Annotated in this window: 22 protein-coding genes; 9 read left to right on the top strand and 13 right to left on the bottom strand. The window is 31.5% G+C overall.

All coding sequences use genetic code 11. The features are described from left to right. Nucleotides 1–3: 3 nt before the first annotated feature. The 12 genes from pseI to atpB all read right to left on the bottom strand — a co-directional run bounded on the left by pseI (nt 4) and on the right by atpB (nt 10,900). Nucleotides 4–1,044: a pseudaminic acid synthase gene (gene pseI, locus HY951_11760; protein ID MBI5540729.1), complete on the bottom strand. Its 1,041-nt coding sequence runs from the start codon at nt 1,042–1,044 to the stop codon at nt 4–6. Beyond that, complete coding sequence (locus HY951_11755; GenBank protein ID MBI5540728.1) at nt 1,041–1,706, bottom strand: HAD family hydrolase; 666 nt, start codon at nt 1,704–1,706, stop codon at nt 1,041–1,043. Before HY951_11755 ends, pseI begins: the two co-directional genes overlap by 4 nt. Continuing rightward, complete coding sequence (locus HY951_11750; protein MBI5540727.1) at nt 1,690–3,609, bottom strand: ATP-grasp domain-containing protein; 1,920 nt, start codon at nt 3,607–3,609, stop codon at nt 1,690–1,692. Before HY951_11750 ends, HY951_11755 begins: the two co-directional genes overlap by 17 nt. Then, nucleotides 3,602–4,177: a GNAT family N-acetyltransferase gene (locus HY951_11745; protein MBI5540726.1), complete on the bottom strand. Its 576-nt coding sequence runs from the start codon at nt 4,175–4,177 to the stop codon at nt 3,602–3,604. Before HY951_11745 ends, HY951_11750 begins: the two co-directional genes overlap by 8 nt. A 1-nt stretch (nt 4,178) precedes the next feature. Next, the gene (locus tag HY951_11740; protein ID MBI5540725.1) at nt 4,179–4,925 is read right to left on the bottom strand and encodes a crotonobetainyl-CoA--carnitine CoA-transferase; all 747 of its coding nucleotides are present in this window, start codon (nt 4,923–4,925) and stop codon (nt 4,179–4,181) included. A gap of 9 nt (nt 4,926–4,934) precedes the next feature. Beyond that, nucleotides 4,935–5,819, bottom strand: a complete 885-nt coding sequence (locus HY951_11735; GenBank protein MBI5540724.1) for a class I SAM-dependent methyltransferase — start codon at nt 5,817–5,819, stop codon at nt 4,935–4,937. Nucleotides 5,820–5,854: 35 nt separating this feature from the next. Continuing rightward, nucleotides 5,855–6,736, bottom strand: coding sequence for an ATP synthase F1 subunit gamma (atpG, locus tag HY951_11730; protein ID MBI5540723.1), 882 nt, complete (start codon nt 6,734–6,736; stop codon nt 5,855–5,857). A gap of 8 nt (nt 6,737–6,744) precedes the next feature. Further along, nucleotides 6,745–8,328, bottom strand: a complete 1,584-nt coding sequence (locus tag HY951_11725; protein ID MBI5540722.1) for a F0F1 ATP synthase subunit alpha — start codon at nt 8,326–8,328, stop codon at nt 6,745–6,747. A gap of 12 nt (nt 8,329–8,340) precedes the next feature. After that, the gene (gene atpH / locus HY951_11720; protein ID MBI5540721.1) at nt 8,341–8,895 is read right to left on the bottom strand and encodes an ATP synthase F1 subunit delta; all 555 of its coding nucleotides are present in this window, start codon (nt 8,893–8,895) and stop codon (nt 8,341–8,343) included. Between the two features lie 2 nt (nt 8,896–8,897). Beyond that, nucleotides 8,898–9,392, bottom strand: coding sequence for a F0F1 ATP synthase subunit B (locus HY951_11715; protein MBI5540720.1), 495 nt, complete (start codon nt 9,390–9,392; stop codon nt 8,898–8,900). Between the two features lie 104 nt (nt 9,393–9,496). Then, nucleotides 9,497–9,751, bottom strand: coding sequence for an ATP synthase F0 subunit C (gene atpE, locus HY951_11710; protein ID MBI5540719.1), 255 nt, complete (start codon nt 9,749–9,751; stop codon nt 9,497–9,499). Nucleotides 9,752–9,778: 27 nt separating this feature from the next. Beyond that, the gene (gene atpB / locus HY951_11705) at nt 9,779–10,900 is read right to left on the bottom strand and encodes a F0F1 ATP synthase subunit A (GenBank protein ID MBI5540718.1); all 1,122 of its coding nucleotides are present in this window, start codon (nt 10,898–10,900) and stop codon (nt 9,779–9,781) included. A gap of 260 nt (nt 10,901–11,160) precedes the next feature. On the opposite strand from atpB, the gene HY951_11700 reads away from it, so the two are divergent. From HY951_11700 to HY951_11660, 9 genes are all read left to right on the top strand, one after another. Next, a complete protein-coding gene (locus HY951_11700) occupies nt 11,161–12,387 on the top strand; it encodes a sigma-54-dependent Fis family transcriptional regulator (GenBank protein MBI5540717.1) in 1,227 nt (408 codons plus the stop codon). 1 nt (nt 12,388) lies between these two features. Then, nucleotides 12,389–12,898 (top strand): LptE family protein, encoded by a 510-nt coding sequence (locus tag HY951_11695; protein MBI5540716.1) that lies wholly within the window; start codon nt 12,389–12,391, stop codon nt 12,896–12,898. 2 nt (nt 12,899–12,900) lie between these two features. Beyond that, on the top strand, nt 12,901–14,676 hold the full coding sequence (locus HY951_11690; protein ID MBI5540715.1) for a hypothetical protein: 1,776 nt from the start codon (nt 12,901–12,903) through the stop codon (nt 14,674–14,676). 14 nt (nt 14,677–14,690) lie between these two features. Then, a complete protein-coding gene (gene secG, locus HY951_11685; protein MBI5540714.1) occupies nt 14,691–15,038 on the top strand; it encodes a preprotein translocase subunit SecG in 348 nt (115 codons plus the stop codon). 174 nt (nt 15,039–15,212) lie between these two features. Beyond that, nucleotides 15,213–15,494, top strand: coding sequence for a co-chaperone GroES (locus HY951_11680; protein MBI5540713.1), 282 nt, complete (start codon nt 15,213–15,215; stop codon nt 15,492–15,494). Between the two features lie 22 nt (nt 15,495–15,516). Further along, nucleotides 15,517–17,154, top strand: coding sequence for a chaperonin GroEL (groL, locus tag HY951_11675; GenBank protein MBI5540712.1), 1,638 nt, complete (start codon nt 15,517–15,519; stop codon nt 17,152–17,154). Nucleotides 17,155–17,478: 324 nt separating this feature from the next. Then, entirely contained in the window at nt 17,479–18,309 is an 831-nt protein-coding gene (locus HY951_11670) for a GNAT family N-acetyltransferase (protein ID MBI5540711.1), read from the top strand. A gap of 74 nt (nt 18,310–18,383) precedes the next feature. Continuing rightward, nucleotides 18,384–18,530 carry a T9SS type A sorting domain-containing protein gene (locus HY951_11665; GenBank protein MBI5540710.1) on the top strand — a complete coding sequence of 49 codons (147 nt, stop codon included), beginning with the start codon at nt 18,384–18,386 and terminating at the stop codon, nt 18,528–18,530. A 196-nt stretch (nt 18,531–18,726) separates the two neighbouring features. Further along, nucleotides 18,727–19,251 carry a hypothetical protein gene (locus HY951_11660; GenBank protein ID MBI5540709.1) on the top strand — a complete coding sequence of 175 codons (525 nt, stop codon included), beginning with the start codon at nt 18,727–18,729 and terminating at the stop codon, nt 19,249–19,251. Nucleotides 19,252–19,347: 96 nt separating this feature from the next. Here the strand turns inward: HY951_11660 and HY951_11655 are convergent, their stop codons facing one another. Further along, complete coding sequence (locus HY951_11655) at nt 19,348–20,640, bottom strand: HlyD family efflux transporter periplasmic adaptor subunit (GenBank protein MBI5540708.1); 1,293 nt, start codon at nt 20,638–20,640, stop codon at nt 19,348–19,350. Between the last annotated feature and the right edge of the window lie 99 nt (nt 20,641–20,739).

Below are 20,739 nucleotides of genomic sequence, written 5' to 3'. Positions count from 1 at the left end.
CTTTTATTCTACTAATTCCCAGCTCAATGGAGTCCCAATTGGGATAAAGGTTTTAGCTGTTTTTCCAATAATTTCTACAAGAAATTTCGTATGCAAACCAAACCCTGGTCTTATAGAACGAACATTTTCATTTGTAAAAACATCACCTGCATTAATGTTCTTAACAACAAATAATGAACGAGAATGTTCTTTGCTTTTTAATACTTTAGGTGATAACTCATAGGAAACCGTCCCAATTGCTTTTTCAACTTCTCTTACATTTTGTACTAAATGCTTTAATTCATTTGGTTCAATAGAAAAAGAAGCATCTGGTCCACCAATAGAACGATCTATTATAAAATGTTTTTCGATGATTTTTGCTCCTAATGCAACAGCTGCAATTGATGTTGAATTTGAAATTGTATGATCTGATAGTCCAGCAATAACATTAAACCGTTTAGTTAAATCCTGAATTGTTGCAAGATTTGCTTCCTCAATTGGAGCTGGGTAAGATGAAGTACATTTTAATAGTGCAATTTGGTTATTGCCTACTTTTCTGCAAGTGTCAACTGCAAGTTGAATATCCTCAATTGTAGCTATACCTATTGAAAGAATAACTGGCTTACCTTTTTTAGCAACATATTCAATTAATGGAATATCAGTTATTTCAAAACTTGCTATTTTGTAAGCAGGAACATTTATTTTTTCAAGAAAATCAACGGCTGTAAAATCAAACGGAGAAGAAAAAAATATTAGTCCCAACTTTTCAGCAATTTCTTTTAATTTGGGCTGCCAATCCCATGGAGTAAAAGCCTCTTTATACAATTCATAAAGAGTTTTTCCATCCCAAATTGTTCCTTGATTAATTTGAAAATACTTATTATTACAATCAATTGTTATAGTATCTGCTGTGTACGTTTGAATCTTTACTGCATCAGCACCTGTTTTTGCTACTTCTTCAATTGTTTTTACTGCTAAATCAAAATCTTGATTATGATTTGCAGATAATTCTGCTATAATAAAGGTTCCGGAGTTTTGATTTAATTCAAAATCTTTAATTTTCATAATAGTGTTTTTAAAAGATTTTCATCTAAGTCATCTAATGTATATATTGTTATATCTGCTTCGTGTGCTTTGTCGAGTTCAACATTAGAAAACATTCCCCTTTTAATCCTTATTGTTTTAAATCCAATAGGTTTAATCCCTACAAAATCTTTATTTGGATTATCTGCAATATAAATTATTTGAGATGGCAATAGTTTTAATTTTTTTGACAACAACGTGAAAACATACGGTGAAGGTTTTGCATGCTTAATGCTATAACGGTGTGTTATAATACATTTATTAACAATATTTTCTAACTTTAATGCTTTACATTTATTATTTTGTACAATTTTATTACCATCTGTTACAATAAATTTATCAAGATATGAAAATCTTTTAAAACACCTTACTGCGTCAGGATAAAGAGAAATCTCAGGTAAATGATTTCTATAAATCATAAGAGACTTTTTAATTATCGACTTCTGATCAATATTGTATTTTTTAAAAACAATATTAAAAACATTATTTCGCGAAATTAAAACTTGATTATACAATTCTTTAAAAACAGTCTCTTCGTTAATATTATATTTTTGATTAATATATTTCGAAACGGCTCTAAATCCGCTTCTAACATACGAAAGTTCTTCGTATAAAGTGTCGTCTAAATCAAAAATCAGTACCATTTATTACAATATCTTCAGGATATCGAATTTGAGTTTTAACCTTAGTTTGTTTTATAAACAGGTAATTATCAATTGAAGTTCCTATACTTTCTAATAAAAACCAATAGAAACTATCCAATCCACAAGCCAAACTTAATGTAGAAGCACCTCCAAAACGGCTATTACATTCAATAAAGTGCACTTTATTGTTTGCTGTTTTAATAACTTGTAAAACAACGTGCCCGTATAAATTTAATTTCTCAATCAATTGTAGTGAAATTTCTTTTAATACTGGGTCGTTCACTGTCGTTGTAATTTGAGATTCTCCATTTACAACCTCTTCTCTTGCCCTAACAATTATTCCTTTTATTTTATTATTATTTGATATATAGGCATCAACACTAAACTCTTCTCCTTTTATATATTCCTGAAATAACGGATGTTGTAATTTGTTAGAATGAAGAGTTGCCATTTCCTTCGTTAAATTAACTCCAATATTTAAAGATCCGGCACCATATCTTTCTTTAACCACAAATTTGTCAGCATTCAGATTATTTATATTATCGGAGGTAGAAATATCAGGAATTGAGCTATCACACAGGAATTTATTGAACAATAATTTATCTAATGTTATATTAATACTTGCAATATTACTCACCATAACATTTATCCCACTATTTTTCAATTCGGTTTTATGACCTGCCCAAAATTGAAGTTCTCCGTCACGGCTTGGAATAATTGCTTTTACATTATTCTGTTTACAAAAATCAATAACATGTTCAATTGACAAATCATTTATTTTTGGCATTTGCCAAAATTTATCTACAAAATGTTTTCCAATACATGCTGAGTTTACATCTGCACCAATAAGTTGAATATTACAAGATAGTTTTTTGCAAGCCTTTCGTATTGCTTTTAACATTGGAATTTTTCTTGAAATACTTGTTACAAGTACTGAAAAATTGAGATTCTCAAGTTCATCAACATATCCATTCTTTTTCTCATACTCAATCATTTCTGGTATTGTATCCTCAATCTGTCTTTGAGGTTTCCAGCCAACAACACTATTATAAAAATCCATATTAGCTTGTGATGCTTCATACGGAATATTGCTTTCAATTTCTTTATATTTTAATTCAGGAAAATGCCGTTTTAAAACATTCAAAACCTCTTCAACTTTTCTGGCATTATCATTACCAAGATTAATAATTCCTTCTGCTTGCTCACAATCAGCTAAACGAATTAATCCTTCGGCAACTTCCCCTGCATAGATATAATCAAACATCCCTTGTTTACAGTAAACGGTAAGCTCTTCGTCCTTTAACAATGCTCTTATCCAACGAGAAATTATATCTCTTGAATTTTTTCCGTAACTACGATAAATCCTTGCACAAACAATTCTGTACCGGTTTTGATTAAATTCCTGTAAAAATCTTAGTTCGATTTCATGGTTTAGTTTAGCAACTCCTGTCAAATTTCTTGGATAAATAGTATCGGTTTCTTTTAGTCGATATGACTTTATCTGAGCATTATCAAAAGTATATAATTCAGGGTTATAAATTAGATAGCTTGAAGCAAATACTACTTTTTTTAATGACTGCAAATCTTTCATCTGAGTCATTAAGTATGTTGAAAGTCTTACATTATGCCAATGATTTTCATCCCAAAACTCATAAGTTTCAACAGACCGCTCAAAAGTAGCAGCTAAATGAATAAAATATTCTGGTGCAAATTCTTCAATTTCTTCCTTTGTAATATAATTTAAATCACCTTGCCTGTAAATAATTTCTGAAGGCAAATCTAATGGTCTCGGTTTTAAATCACCTACAAAAATTATTGCACCTTGTTGGTAAAGCTTACCGACAAGTTCTTTTCCTATAACACCATTTCCTCCACTAATAAAAATTCTTTTTCCTTTAAGCATCTCTGTAATCTTCTTTTAAAATTCCATGAATTAATGAATCTACAAATTTATCATTTATAAATACATGCTGCTTCATTTTACCTTCAAAAACAAACCCACATGATTCTAATATTGAAATATGTAATGGTCTAATATCAAACGTTTCGGTAAATAACCGATTAAATTTCAACTCTTTAAATGCCACTTTCTTTATAAGAGCAATATAGGTTGTAAAATCTTTAATATAAATATCTTTATTATTTACTCTATTTACATCAACAAGAAAAGACATTTCTGCTCTTTTAGATTCCCAGTCAATATTGGTTAAACCACCATAACCAATACATTGATTCAAATAAAGTAAACTAAAAAGAATTTGTTTGGGATTTGATTGAGAAAATGTAGGTAAAATAGCATTTTTATAATAATTTTCCTGATCTGTATCAGTTAATACTTTGTTTTGACGCAACACGTCCATTTGAGAATTACGCCAAACCTTAATTTTATAAATATCTTCTTCCCTTAAACTAATTAGGGAATAATCTCCAATTTCGTACTTAGCAGAATCCAAGCACTTATACGATTCCATTTTATTCAATAGTTAAATATGAAATCAAAGGTGTTAAAGGACTTCTTCTTATAGAATATTTTTTTAATCCCATTACTTCCATTAATGCTAAAGTCTCGCCAGGAAATTCGGGACAATTTAATTCATCAAAAGCAATTACTGAGCCCTTTGTAACCCTTTCCATTAAAAGCTCCAAGCAAATTTTTGTTGGTTTATAAATATCAAAATCAAAATATGCAAAAGCAACAATAGTTTCCGGGTGACTAATTAAATACTTTTCAAAAGTCTTTGTTGCATCACCTTTTACAAGTTCAAATTTTCGTTTATGTGAAATTGGACTTTCTGACTCGTGATAAATCAGAACCTTTTCAAGATAATCTTCATAGTTATTTGTTACATTATAATCACCAACTGAAACTTTTTCGCCATCTTTTAAGTCAACTTCTGGAAATCCTTCAAATGTATCAAAACCCACAATTTTCCGATTATAATTAAATGGTTCATATATTCCTCTAAAATTACTAAACAACGATAAATTTTGACCCCACCTTACTCCAAATTCGATAATTATACCATGTACATTAATAATTTTAAGATACAACTCCTGCATAAATAAAATTCTTGATAAGTTCATTCTGTTAATAAACAAACCCATGTTCTGAATTTTCTCGCTGTCGGCAATTGGAGCTTCTGAATACAATTTCAAATAATCTTCCCTTAGATTTTTTTCCTTTTCATTAGCGCCAGAAAGTACTTTTATATTCTTCATGTTTCAAACTTAAATATTTGTAAATCTATAAAAACTTATTATTTGCCGACCAATGCCCATTAACGCAAGCGATTTATAATATTGCACTGTATTCTCAACAGAAATAGAGTGAAACATATTGTCAATCTCAACTCTTGCAAAATGACAATTTTTCCCTTTCGTTTTATCTATCACATAATTTGAATCAGCATTAAACAAAAAGAAATCTATTGGGAAATCAGCAATTGAATAATAATTTGTCCAACCTGCTTTTAAAGAAATATTATCTAAACTTTCTTTAGAAAAATAGTTTAAATGATCTGGTAATACTACCCAAAACTCATTTGGAATTTTTCCTTCGTTTAATAACTTCATTTGTGAAGTGGAAAAATCATTTGGAACTTCAATTACCAAGGTTGTGTTAGCAGTTGCCAATTTCTTACAATCTTCTAATAGTGAAAGTGGATCTATTACGTGTTCTAATAAATTATCAAGCCAAATAATATCATACTTTTTATTATCCTTAATTAACTGTTGAATGTTTTCATATATATCTCCACATATAATTTTCTCTGCTAAATTTGGATTATGCGTTAGAATACCATGTGTGCTATAATCTAAACCAGTAACATTGAACCCTAAATCTTGAAAGAAAGAGATAGTCCACCCCTCTCCACATCCAATATCTAGAATTGTTCCGGAAGAATAGTTTATTCCAGAATAATTATTTAAAATAAACTGTTTTTGTTCGTTACGATTTTTTAAATACTTAACCTCATTAAGGGTATAGCTATTTTCATATTTCAGGTTATCTTGATAATATTTATCATGATAATAATTCTGGAGTTCTTTCTCTGATGGTTTGGGTATAACCTCATAATATCCCAAAGGATTTTTAACAATTTCAGAACTCATTTGCAATATGTTAAATTACCAAAGACTGGTAATTGTTATGATTTCAGTGCATTTGCACCACTAACAATTTCTAAAATTTCATTAGTAATTGCAGCCTGGCGCGCTTTGTTATATGTTAACTTTAAATGGTTAATTAATACTGTAGCATTATCAGTTGCTTTATGCATTGCTGTCATTCTTGCACCTTGTTCTGCTGCATAACTATCCAACAATGATTTAAAAAGCTGTGTTTTTAATGTCTTAGGTATTAACTGGCTTACAATATCTTCTTCGTTTGGTTCAAAAATATAGAACTTACGTGAGCCTTTTCCCGAAACAGTCTTATTTATTGGCACAGGTAGATACTGTTCTGTTGTTAAAATCTGAACAGCAGCATTTTTAAATTTGTTATAAAGAATGTCGATACGATCATATTCATGTAATGAATATTTTTGCATCAATTCATCGGCAAATTTTGCAGTACTGAGATATTTAAGGTTATCGAAAATTTTATTTTCAAAACCAGCAACAGGATAATTCTTTGATCTTAAAAAATCTGCTCCCTTCTTTCCAAAACAGAAAAAGTGTACTTTTTTGGCTGCAAACTGAACCGGAAAAGTTTCTTCTGCATATTGTAATGCACGACGAATAACATTAGAATTAAATGCACCGCACATTCCTCTGTTAGAAGTAACAACAATTAAAAGTACGTTTTTAATTTCGCGATGCTTTATAAATGCATTTTCATTTGCATTATCGAGATTACCACAAACTTCTGCAAGAACCTCCTGAAGCTTATTTGCGTAAGGTCTCATTTTAAGTACAGCATCCTGTGATTTGCGCAACTTTGCAGCCGATACCATTTTCATGGCACTGGTAATCTGCTTTGTTGAACTTACAGATGCAATACTGTTTCGTATCTCTTTTAAATTCGCCATATACTAAATTAAAGCACTTTAAATTTTGCTGAAATTTCTGCAGCTACTTTTTCAAGAACAGCAGTTACATCATCATTTATAGTTCCTTTACGCAAAGTTTCTAAAGTGTCAGCATGCTTAGTTCTTAAATACTCTAAATAATCACGCTCAAATTCTACAACTTTTTTAACAGGAACATCTTTTAGTAATCCTTTTGTTCCGCAATAAATTATTGCAATTTGTTCTTCAACTAATACCGGTGAATACTGACCTTGCTTTAGAATTTCAACATTTTTTGCTCCTTTATCAAGTACAGCCTTTGTTGCTGCATCAAGGTCGGAACCAAATTTTGAGAAAGCTTCTAATTCGCGATATTGTGCCTGATCAATTTTTAATGTACCGGCAACTTTTTTCATTGATTTAATCTGAGCATTACCTCCAACACGTGATACCGAAATACCTACGTTAATAGCCGGACGAATACCGGAGTTGAATAAATTTGACTCAAGATAAATCTGACCATCTGTAATAGAAATTACATTGGTTGGGATATATGCAGACACGTCACCTGCCTGAGTTTCGATAATTGGAAGAGCAGTTAACGAACCTCCACCTTTTACCATTGGTTTTAATACCTCAGGTAAATCGTTCATTGTTCTAGCAATCTCATCTGATTCGATAACTTTAGCTGCTCTTTCTAATAAACGGGAATGCAAATAGAACACATCTCCAGGATAAGCTTCACGTCCCGGTGGGCGACGGAGCAACAAAGAAACTTCACGATAAGAAACAGCTTGTTTTGATAAATCATCATATACTATAAGCGCATGACGACCAGAATCGCGGAAAAACTCACCAATTGCACATCCTGCAAAAGGAGCATAAAACTGCATTGCTGCGGGGTCACTTGCTGTAGCCTCAACAATTACAGTATAACTCATTGCACCATTTTTCTCAAGAGTTTTTGCAATATTTGCAACTGTCGATCCTTTCTGACCAATAGCTACATAAATACAGAATACAGGTTTTCCTTTTTCGAAAAATTCACGTTGATTAATAATTGTATCTATTGCAATAGCAGTTTTTCCTGTTTGACGGTCACCAATGATTAGCTCGCGCTGACCACGACCAATAGGAATCATTGCATCAATAGATTTTACACCTGTCTGTAATGGTTCTTTTACAGGCTGACGATAAATTACACCAGGAGCCTTACGTTCTAAAGGCATTTCATAAAGCTGTCCTGAAATTGGACCTTTACCATCAACTGGTTCACCAAGAGTATTAATTACTCTGCCCAACAAACCTTCACCAACCATTATTGAAGCAATCTGTTTGGTTCTTTTGACTTTATCACCCTCTTTAATTCCTTCCGACAAACCAAGCAACACAACTCCAACATTATCTTCTTCTAGGTTAAGGGTGATTCCTTTCATACCGCTTTCAAATTCAACCATTTCATTTGCCTGAACATTTGATAAGCCATAAATTCTAGCGATACCATCACCAACCTGAAGTACAGAACCAACTTCGCTTAAGTCGGCATCGGCTGTGAGTCCTTTTAGCTGATTTCTTAAAATTTGGGAAACTTCACCCGGTTTAATTTCTGCCATATATTTTAATTCTTATTCGTTTTTAAATTGAGTATTGATTAATTCCTGACGAACTTTTCTGAGACGAGTCTGAACACTCGAATCATATTGTAAGTCCTCAACCTGTAGAACAAATCCACCAAGTATTGAAGGATCTACTGTTGGAGTTAATTCAATTTTTTTATTGTATTTGCTTTGTAGTAAAGCAGCGATTTTATTTTTAGAAGCCTCATCAATTTCAATAGGTGTAACAAGTGAGGCTGTAATAATTCCTTTATAACTTCTATACTGATCTAAGAAATTTCTTGCGATGTCTTCTAACCTGCTTTCTCTTCGATGCAAAATAAGCATCTCTAAAAACTTAATTGTTAGTTTTGACATTGTAGCAGCAAAAGTAACTTTAAATATATTTTGCTTTTCGGATGGTTTAATTATAGGACTAAGTAAAATCTGATTAAACTCAGGAACAGCTTTAACTATACCATCAATGTACAGCATGTCGTTTTTAACATCCTCAAGAAGGTTGTCTTCAACAGCAGCCATTAATAAGGCCTTTGCATATCTAACACCTATTTTGCTATAGTTCATCCTTAATTTAGGTTAATATCTTTAATTAGACTTTCGATATATTCCTTTTGACTGGAATCTTTTGAAAGCTCCTTTTTAAGAATTTTTTCTGCTATTTCTACAGATAAAAATGAAATCTGATTTTTAATATCGGTAAGGGCAGCCATTTTTTCACCTTGAATTAACGATTTAGCATTTTCAACAATTTTTCCTGCTTCAATACCTGCCTGAACTTTTGCATCAGAAATAATTTTGTCTTTTATTTCACGTGCTTCTTTTAACACAACGTCTCGTTCTTTACGAGCTTCGTTAATAATTCTTTCGTTATCTGACTGCAATTTTGCCATTTCATCTTTGGCTTTTTCAGCAGATTTTAGAGCATTCTCAATATTATCTTCACGCTCTTTAATCATTTTTAGAATAGGTTTCCATGCATATTTTTTGAGAATAATTAATACTAACGTAAAAGAAAGTAGCATCCAAAAAATGAGGCCTATTCCAGGGGTTACGAGTTCCATAATTTATATATGATTTGCGATTAGTAAATATTGTTTAATAATTAATTTATTAAAAACCTGCAAAGAAAGCCAACCGCTTTCTTTGCAAGAATTTCTTTTCTTCTCTATACGAAAAGAATTAACAAACAAACAACAATAGCAAAAAATGCAACACCTTCAACAAGTGCAGCAGCAATAATCATGTTAGAACGAATATCGCCTAAAGCTTCTGGTTGTCTGGAAATTGCTGTTAAAGCACTAGCACCAATGTTACCAACACCAATACCTGCGCCAACTGTAGCAATACCTGCACCAATACCAGCTCCCATTTTTGCAATAGCTGTGTTTGCAAGTGCCTGTAAAATAATTGTTAATGTAATCATAAATTATTGAGGTTTAAAGAAATTTTAATGATGTTCTTCGGTGGCCAATCCGAAATAAATAGCCGAAAGCAATGTAAATACATATGCCTGAATAAACGCAACAAGAAGTTCAAGCATTGACATAAATACAGTAAAAATAACTGATAAAATTGAGATTCCATAACCTGCACCAGTACTCATTTCACCAAAAATAAAAATAAGACTGAAAAAACCTAAAGCAATAATGTGACCAGCTGTAATGTTCGCAAAAAGACGAACCATAAGTACAAATGGTTTTGTTACTACTCCAATAATTTCAACAATCGGCATTAATGGAAGTGGAATTTTTAACCACCATGGAACTCCTGGAGCATTTATTATATGTTTCCAATAATTTGCATTAGCATTTACAGTAGTTATTACAAAAGTAAATAATGCTAAAATCATTGTAATAGCTATATTTCCCGTTAAGTTTGCTCCACCTGGGAAAAAAGGTACAAGACCTAATAAATTTGAAATAAAAATGAAAAAGAAAATTGTAAGTAAATAAGGAAGATATTTCTCATATTTATGACCAATAGAAGGTCGTGCAATATCATCGCGTACAAACAGAATTAATGGCTCCATCCAGGATTGCATTCCCTTTGGTGCTTTATCTTTTCTCTTTTTGTAGGATTTTGAAACACTTAAGAAGATCCAAAGCATTATTGCAAATACTAAAAATAATTCCAAAACTACTTTAGTAATAGAAAGATCAAATAAGTATGGTGCGGTTTCATCAACTTCACCTGCTTCGTTTACTTCAACAATTTTACCTTTATGCGGACCCTCAAGTTCCAATTTAAACCCATCGTATGCTTCTTCGCCATGATGAAATTTTGAGGACATAAAAACATGCAAACCACTATTTCTTTCGCTTCTGCTATATAAAATTACCGGAAGAGGAATACTTATATGATGACCATTAAAGTTTGCAATATGCCATTCATGATTGTCAAGTACGTGATCAATAATAAAATCACCGGGCTTAAAAGCTTTTTCATGTTTGGTTTCGGCTTCAGATTTTGTAGAATCAACTTCAATTTCGTTTGCCCATATTTTAGTAGCTGAAAACAGTAAAACTGTAACTAAAAAGATGTTGCGACACGCTTTAAATAGCAATATCATTCGATAATTTCGTTTTTTAAAAGCAAACAAAAATAATCAAAAATATTTGTAGACAATATCATAATTAAATTTTTTGAAAGATATTCCGCAATTAACTGTTTTACAACATGAGTAAAAATAAAATATCATAAATGTAAAAATCTAAACCAGTTTTGGAACAGTTAAAAAAATCTAATCTTTGCAATATCATAAAGAATTTTCATGGCAATATGTCAATCTTTTTGTAATTTTGTCAGTTGCATTATATGATATTGTGAGTTATGGATATTCAGCAAGTTAAACAGCGTTTCGGTATAATTGGAAACTCGGCAGGGCTTACAAGAGCTATTGATATTGCTATGCAGGTAGCAGCAACCGATCTTTCTGTATTGATTACAGGAGAAAGTGGTACAGGTAAAGAAATTTTTCCTCAAATTATACATCAGTTTAGTCCACGAAAGCATGGGGTTTATATTGCTGTAAACTGTGGTGCAATTCCGGAAGGAACTATCGATTCAGAGCTTTTTGGTCACGAAAAAGGATCTTTTACAGGTGCCCACGAAAAACGTAAAGGTTATTTTGAAGTAGCTCATAACGGAACAATCTTTTTGGATGAAGTTGCAGAATTACCTTTATCTACACAGGTTCGCTTACTTAGGGTTTTAGAAACGGGAGAATTTTTTAAAGTCGGTAGTTCGCAATCTCAGAAAACTAATGTAAGAGTTGTTGCTGCAACAAATGTAGATATCCCAAGAGCGATACAATCCGGTCGTTTCAGAGAAGATTTAAATTACAGGCTGAATACCGTTCCTATATTTGTTCCTCCACTAAGAGACAGAACAGAAGACATTCTTTTACTTTTCAGAAAATTTTCAAGCGATTTTGCCGAAAAATATCGTATGCCGACTATTAAGCTTAGTCCTGGTGCGCAGATGGCATTAACTAATTATGGTTGGCCGGGAAATGTACGTCAACTTAAAAATATTACAGAGCAAATTTCAATTATTGAGCAAAACAGGGATATATCTGAAGACTCTCTCCAAAAATATTTACCAGACGCATTTACTTCCAAGTTACCAGCTATTTTTTCGGGTGACATTGTTGACAATAAAACATTTAATTCTGAACGAGAAATACTTTATCAGATACTGTTCGACATGAAAAAAGACATGAATGAACTAAAGCAGTTGGTAAATGATATAATGCACGACAGAATAGGAAATGTACCGGTAAGGGAAAAATCATATCAACCAACAGTTACAGATAATCAAACAATTATTAATCAGAACACAGAGCCAACTATTCGTATTTCAAATGTAAATCACGAAAATATTCAGGACACAGAAATTTTTGAAGAAGAATCATTTTCTTTGGAAGAAAAGGAAAAAGAATTTATTATTAAGGCACTTGAAAAGTATCATGGAAAACGTAAATTAGCAGCAACAGAATTAGGTATTTCTGAACGAACACTTTATAGAAAAATAAAAGAATATAATCTTGGAGAATAACATGAAAAGGAAACTGGTTTTAATATTATCTTTTCTTTTATTAATTGGGATTTTGGGTTGCAGAATTAACTATTCATTTTCGGGTGCATCACTTTCTCCTGAAATGAAAACTCTAAGTGTACAATTTTTTCCAAATCAGGCACCACTTTTCCAACCTACACTTAGCACAGTTTTTACAGAGGCCTTAAAAAATAAATTAACATCACAAACCAGTCTGGAATTAATAAACAGCTCAGCTGACCTTGATTTTCAGGGCGAAATAACAAATTACAGCACAATGCCAATGGCGATTCAGGGAAATGAAACAGCCGGCTTAAACAGACTTACCATAGTAGTTCACGTAAAATTCACAAATGCAAAAAACCCCAATCTTAATTTTGATAAATCATTTTCGCAGTTTGCAGACTACGAAAGTACAAAAATATTAAGCAGCGTTGAAGAAGACCTTATTCAGCAAATTGTTGAAAAACTTACTGAAGATATATTTAACGCAGCAGTCACAAACTGGTAAGCATGAATTTAGACTCATTTTACACATATCTAGAGCAACCCAATACGCTTAACAGCCAATCACTAGCTGAACTTAGCGAATTAATAACACGCTACCCGTATTTTCAATCAGCAAGATTATTATATTTAAAAAACTTACACTTACTTAACGACTACAGATACAATGATGAACTAAGAGTGGTTTCAGCGTATGCGGGTAATCGTAAAGTATTGTATGAATTAATAAATGAAAATAAAATAAACTCAAAGGAATCCACATTAACATTTAACACAAACACAGAACACAACAACATTCACAATATTTCAGAAACGCCAGAGACTAAAGAAATTGAAGTTGTTACAGAAGATGAAACCATTACTAATAGCAAAGATTCCACTATAGTTTCCACTTCAGACATTTTAACTGACATTATCGAAACTAAGGAAGAAGAAATTCCAACAAAAGAAGAAAATAACATTCTGCCTATAGTAACTGAAGAAATAAATACGAATGATGATTCAGAAATATATACAGAAATTGCAAAAGAAAAAGAAATTATAACAGAACCAATTAATATAGATCACCAAATAACAGAAGAACCAATTTTGCCGGTAACAGATGTTATTAAAGAAACTCCACAAAACAATATCGATTATGAGCAAATTGTTAAAGATGAAAAAGTAACCGAAAAAACACAAGCTGAAATTCCAGTGCTAGTTGTTGAAGAACACTATATAACAAAAGAAAAAGAAGTTGTAGAGGAAATTATTAAAAAGGAGCCTGTAAAAGAAAGTCTTGCCGACCTGATACTTAAAAAAGTAGCAACAATACATGCGGAGAGGGGAAAATCTAAAGAACAAATTAAAGAAAAAGTTGAAACGATACCTATTGTAATAAAAGAACAATCTTTTGTTAATCAAGAACAATTACTTGATGAAATTATTGCTGAACATAAATCAAAGGTAAAAGAGGTAAAAGACGAAAGCTTTATTGTTATACCTGAAGAAAAGAAACACGAAGAGATTATTGCTGAAAGCAAACCTGAAATTGAAGATGTTACAGCAGATAATTTTATAGTTATTACCGAAGAAGAAGATTTAACAAAGTATGATGTAATTCAGGAAATAGAACCAATAAAAGAAGAAGTCACAGAAATTGAGCCGGTTTCATTTACTAAAAAATTTAAACACAAACTTATTGTTTCTGATGAAAAACAAATTGATGAAATTATTTCTGAAAAGACTACTGAAGAAATAACGAATAATGAAATTGTTGTTTCAAACAAGGATTCAATGTTTACATTGGAAAAAGAAACAACTATTGTTAAAGATTATCCATTTGACGAACAAACTCCACTTTTCACAGCACCTGCATACGATATTAATTCTTTACTCGAAAAAGAACCCGTTTTAAAAGATTCTGCTGAAATTGAAAAAACAGAAAACCTTGAGCAAATCTCAATGCCTTTTGAAAAATGGCTGGATTTTATTTCAAAGGACACAAAAAAGGTATCAAAGCCAAAAACCAACCCTGATTTAATAGAGGCTTTTATTAAATCTGAGCCAAGATTAAGCTTTAAAATTGCCCCCGAGAACTCAAATTTAAGACAAAAAGAACCATTAATTTCACACAACGAAATAGAGTTAGTGTCTGAATCACTTGCAGATATATACGCCAAACAAGGATTAACAGAAAAGGCAATATCTATGTATGAAAAATTAGCTTTGCAATATCCAGAAAAAAATATTTACTTTGCAAACCTTATTTTAAAAATAAAGGAACAAAATAGTAATCAATAAATCAATCAAGTATGATTTACACTTTAGTTATAATAGCAATTTTTATCATTTGTGTTTTACTAATATTAATTGTTTTAGTTCAGAACTCAAAAGGTGGTGGCTTTACTTCTAGCTTTGCTTCGGCAGGGCAAATTATGGGTGCTCGCAGATCAGCAGATTTTCTAGAAAAAGCAACATGGTATCTTGCTGGTGCACTTTTAGTGTTTTCAGTAGTTGCAAGTATGACAATACCTCGCGAAACCGCAGATCCAAATAAATCAAAAATCGAAGATCAGGTAAAAACAATGCCAGGTTCGGGTGCAGCAATGCCTGAAATGCCAACAACAGGTGCTGCAGGACAAAATCAACCAGAAAATAAATAATATTTTATACATATATTAAATGTCAGTATGTCATACATACTGACATTTTTTATTGTTATTAACTTACGTTATTGTAAAATTGTCGCTTTCTTTGTCAAAATTTTTGATGGCATAAAATTAGACTTAGCGCTGTCAGATCAAAAAAAATAATTGTTTAACTAAATAAAATAAATCATGGCAAAAATCAAGATTAAACCTTTAGCCGACAGAGTTTTAATAGAAGCTCAACCTGCTGAAGTAAAAACAGCAAGCGGTATTTTTATTCCTGATACAGCACAAGAAAAACCACAACGTGGTAAAGTTGTAGCAGTTGGAACAGGAACTAAAGACGAAGAAATGAAAGTAAAGGCTGGCGATATGGTTCTTTATGGTAAATATGCAGGAACCGAAATTACTGAAGGTGATGCAAAATATCTCATAATGAGACAATCAGACTTATTAGCAATTGTAGAATAATCATTTAAAATAAATATTTATTATGGCAGCGAAAGAAATTATATATAATATCGACGCACGTGAAGCATTAAAAAGAGGTATCGATAAATTATCAAATGCAGTAAAAGTTACATTAGGACCAAAAGGTCGTAACGTAGTTATCGAGAAAAAATTTGGCGCACCTCAAATTACAAAAGACGGTGTTACAGTTGCAAAAGAAATCGAATTAAAAGATACTTTTGAAAACATGGGTGCACAAATGGTTCGTGAAGTTGCTTCAAAAACTGCCGACAATGCAGGTGACGGAACAACAACAGCTACCGTTTTAGCACAATCTATTATCAGTGTAGGTTTAAAAAATGTTACCGCAGGTGCAAATCCAATGGATTTAAAACGTGGTATCGACTTAGCAGTTACATCAGTTATTGCTAACTTAAAAAAACAAACACGTCAGGTTGGTGATGATTATAACAAAATAGAACAAGTTGCAAGAATTTCAGCAAATAACGATGCTACCATCGGAAAACTTATTGCTGAAGCAATGAAAAAAGTTAAAAAAGAAGGTGTTATAACTGTTGAAGAAGCAAAAGGAACCGAAACAACTGTTGAAGTAGTTGAAGGTATGCAATTCGACCGTGGATATATTTCTCCATACTTTGTTACAAATACAGAGAAAATGGAATGTGTAATGGAAAATCCATACATTCTTATTCACGACAAGAAAATTTCTGCAATGAAAGACTTGCTTCCAATTTTAGAAGCTGTTGTTCAATCAAGTCGTCCTTTGGTTATTATTGCTGAGGATATCGATGGTGAAGCATTAGCTACTTTAGTAGTTAACAAACTTCGTGGTTCATTAAGGGTTGTTGCAGTTAAAGCTCCTGGTTTTGGCGACAGAAGAAAAGAAATGTTAGAAGACTTGGCAGTATTAACAGGCGGAACAGTTGTAACAGAAGAGCGCGGATTTAAATTAGATACTACAACTTTAGAAATGCTTGGAAAAGCTGAGAAAGTAAGTATTGATAAAGAAAATACAACTATCGTTAATGGTGCTGGTAAAAAAGCTGACATTAAAGGTCGTGTAAATCAAATTAAAGCTCAGATTGAAAACACAACATCTGACTACGATAAAGAAAAATTACAGGAACGTTTAGCTAAATTAAGCGGTGGCGTTGCAGTATTATATATTGGTGCAGCTACTGAAGTTGAAATGAAAGAAAAGAAAGACCGCGTTGACGATGCATTAAGCGCTACCCGTGCTGCTGTTGAAGAAGGAATTATTCCTGGTGGTGGTATTGCTTTTATCAGAGCTATTAAAGATCTTGAAAAAGTAAAAGGCACAAACGAAGACGAACAAACCGGAATCGAGATAGTAAAAAGAGCATTAGAAGAACCATTACGCCAAATCGTTGTTAACGCTGGCTTAGAAGGTTCAGTTATTGTGCATAAAGTTATGGATGGTAAAGGTGATTTCGGATTCAATGCTCAAACAGAAAAATACGAAAATCTTTTTGAAGCAGGTGTTATCGATCCAACTAAAGTAGCTCGTATTGCTTTAGAAAATGCAGCTTCTGTGGCAGGAATGTTCCTTACAACAGAATGTGTTATTGGTGAAATTAAAGAAGACAAACCAGCTATGCCTGCAATGCCAGGTGGCGGTGGAATGGACGGAATGTACTAATACAAGTATAATGTTACAAATAAAGAACCGCCTCGAAATGGCGGTTTTTTTTATTTGTAAAAAAATCATTTACCAAATATAATCCGCAACCACAGATAAAATAGACCTGCCTATTATCCCTCTTTTATGAAGATGATTGGTAAAGAAATAAAAAAATGGAATAGAGTGTTTTTCTTTGCGAGCATTGCATTGTTTCGTGAAGACACGAACCATTGAGTTGGGGTTTTTTATTTGTGAAAAACCTGAACTAAAAAATTATTTTGTATTTTTGGTATCACTATAAAACTTAAGCCAGTAAACACTTTTATTAGCATATAATTTTCTATGAAACTCCTTGATAAAAACAATTACTACAAACTTGCTAAACCTTTACAAAAAGTATCAATTAATAATTTGTTTGCACGTTCTGTAGTTGAGCATTGCGTTGAAGGCGAAATTTATGTCGACAATTACGATAATCCACAAACTTATTATGTGGTTCATCCATATGGAATGTCATTGTTATTTGGGAACTGGCAAAATCATGAATTCAATGAGCTTTTAAAGGACTACGCCCTTAACACCTTTCACAAAAGAGATAAACATGAATGGATGCAGGCTTTTCCTGATAACTGGAATACCGTTTTAAATAATTTATTTAAAGGCTATCTTATTAAATCTTCTAATAATATTGAAAATAAAGAAACCGGTATTATTGAACTGAATACTCGTGTTAATTTTAAATTCAATCCTGAAAAATATCAGAATTTCAGAGAAAAACACAAATTATCAAATCTGCATATTGTTCGAACCGACAAGAATATTTTCAACGAGATGAAAGGAAGTGTTGTACCGTTATATTTTTGGAATGACTCGGAAAGTTTTTTAGAAAATGGCATTGGTTTTAGCTTGTTTTATGAAAACAAATTAGCCTCAACAGTTTATTCATCATTTATACACGACGACAAACTTGAATTTGGAATTGAAACAGTAGCGGAATTTCGTGGTAAAGGATTAGCACAATATACCTGTTCGGCATTGATAGATTATTGCATCGAGAACAATTATGAACCTATATGGGCATGCAGATTAGAAAATTTAGGATCGTACAAATTAGCTCAAAAGCTGGGGTTTGTGCCTGTTAGGGAAATTCCTTATTATAGATTAAGTAAATAAAATGAAATAATAACAGCAAATCCATAAAACTTTTTAATACACATTAATATTCCTAACCCTAACCAAAATTCACAATTGAATTATATTCTACTCTTGGCGAATTAATATTAAAAACAACAGACAAAACTGTTATCGATATCTCGAATTTTGCAAATGGCATTTATTTTTTAAATATAAAACAAACCAATAATTGTTTAATGACTAAAATTGTTAAACATTAAGGCCAAGGCATTCTGCCCGTCATAAAATGCGGATAACAATTTTCAAGGTGAAATTTCTACACTATGTTAAAGTATAATTTAATACTTTATCACAGTTTACACAAAGATTAGAATCTGGAATAATGAAAAAGTAATTACTGTACTACAATTTTTTTTCAATTTAAAAGTTTATTATTTGCCTAAAACATTTATAAAATTGAACAGATTCTTTTTTTTCATTATTATTCTAACACTTCTTGTTAAACAGGGTAAAGGTGAAACAGAAATTGCCTTATCTGGTAAAACACTGAACTCTTTACAATGTAACAGACCACATACATTATTTCGTTTTGGACTAGGATGTCAAAAATCCTTTTTCGCAGAATTAGGAGTTTCAAGATTTAATTATACTCATATTTTTAAGCACAGTAACAAATTTGATTATTATGGTGCCCTAGAATTAACTCCTGCAATAAAACCCAAAAAAGATAACAATATTATTGGCATTAAGGCCGGCTTTGAATTATATGTTAGAAGTATTATACTTGCTGTGGAACCAAAATATTTAACAGATGGAAAAAACAACACTCTTATTATTACACCAAAAATCGGACTAAGTATTCGTAGTATTTATTTTTATTATGGATATAGTTTTCCGGCTATAAATAATTCATTTTCAAAAATCGGAATTCATCAATTCTCTTTGGTTATTCAGTTTGGTTTTAGATTTTCAAAAAAATAAATTAACCGTTTTTTAATAAAATAAAAGCATTATTTTTTTCATGTGCGTGCTTAATCGGTCAATTGGAATCGCATTTAATCAACATAAATTATAATTTCAAAAATTGCTGTTTATTAGTGATCTTAAAGGGTTAAAAAATCTTTCAATTAAACGTATATCTTCAGTAATAATTTCGGCAGATCCTTTCATTTCCTGACTAAAAATTAAATTTTTCCCATAGTTTGTTTTTAAACCATTTGGGAAATCTACTTCTACAACGTAATTTGATTCCTCTGAAATTAAAGAAATAGATTTTACTTTTCCTATTACCATACCAAATTCCATATATGGAAAATTATAAAACTTAATATTTACTTTCTGTCCTGTTTTTACTTTGCCAGAACCCTGCATTGGCATTATAATTCTACCAACCATTCTGCTTTCCACTTCTGGTATAACGGTAAATACTTTATCGCCTGCAGTAATGTTTTGGTTTTCATTTCTAACAGTTGTAAATGCTACCCTACCATTAATTGGCGAAATTAAGAGATATTGTTGTTTCCATTGTTTTACACTATTTAATAAAGTATTGTATGATTGTTCAATTGCCTGTGTATATTGTTTGCTTTGTTCCTGAACCTGTAATTGTAATTCAACAATTTGTTGACCTAATTGAGAAATCTGAAGTTTAACATTTAAAAGATTTGTTTTTGCACTTTCATATGTCTGTTTTCTTTGAATAAATGCAGATTTAGATTTTGAGAATTCTGCTTCAGATGTTACTTTCTCACTGTAAAGTGAAGAGTCTCTTTTAAACTCAGATTTTGCAATTATTAAATCTTCTTTTTGCAGTTCGCTTTGTATATTTAATCTATTATAATATCGGTTTTGTATTTCAATTTGCTGTTTTAAAAATTCAATCTTTTTATTAAGTAAATTTAATTGTATAAAGTTATTATAATCATTGCATGATTTAATATAGTTAATATATGAGACTTGAATATCGCCTAACAATAAATCATCAAAAGAATTTGTTTGTACAAGCGTACTTGATTTAGGATTAAATATTTGCAATAAACTATCTAACTTAATCACATCATGATAGCTTGCAGGATTTTCAATTGCTGCTAATATTTGGTTTTGCTGTACAATTTGTTTGTCTTTAACAAATAACTTAATAATCTTACCTGATGATTTAGCAACCATAGTTGCTGGAATATTTTCAGTTGTTACAGAAATATCTGAAACGATCACATCCGGATATTTATAAAACCAACTGCCAACAAATAGCAATAACACTACAGAAAACAGCAGAATAATTCCCCACCTTAAAATCCAACGAGGTGGTCGCCCAAGTATTTCCTGAACTTCCTCGCTTCGTAATTCAATCATTTTTTCTTCAAGTTCCATATATCTTTTGAACAACTTTTTGACGCAGATTAACACTGATGAATACGGATTTTCATTTTTTAATTCTTATCTGTTTTATCTACGTTTAACAGTGTCTGT

It is taken from the genome of Bacteroidia bacterium (assembly GCA_016218155.1).
Classification (GTDB): Bacteria; Bacteroidota; Bacteroidia; order Bacteroidales; family GWA2-32-17; genus GWA2-32-17.
Note: the sequence above shows the minus strand (reverse complement) of the source record. Positions and strands in the feature narration are given on the sequence as shown.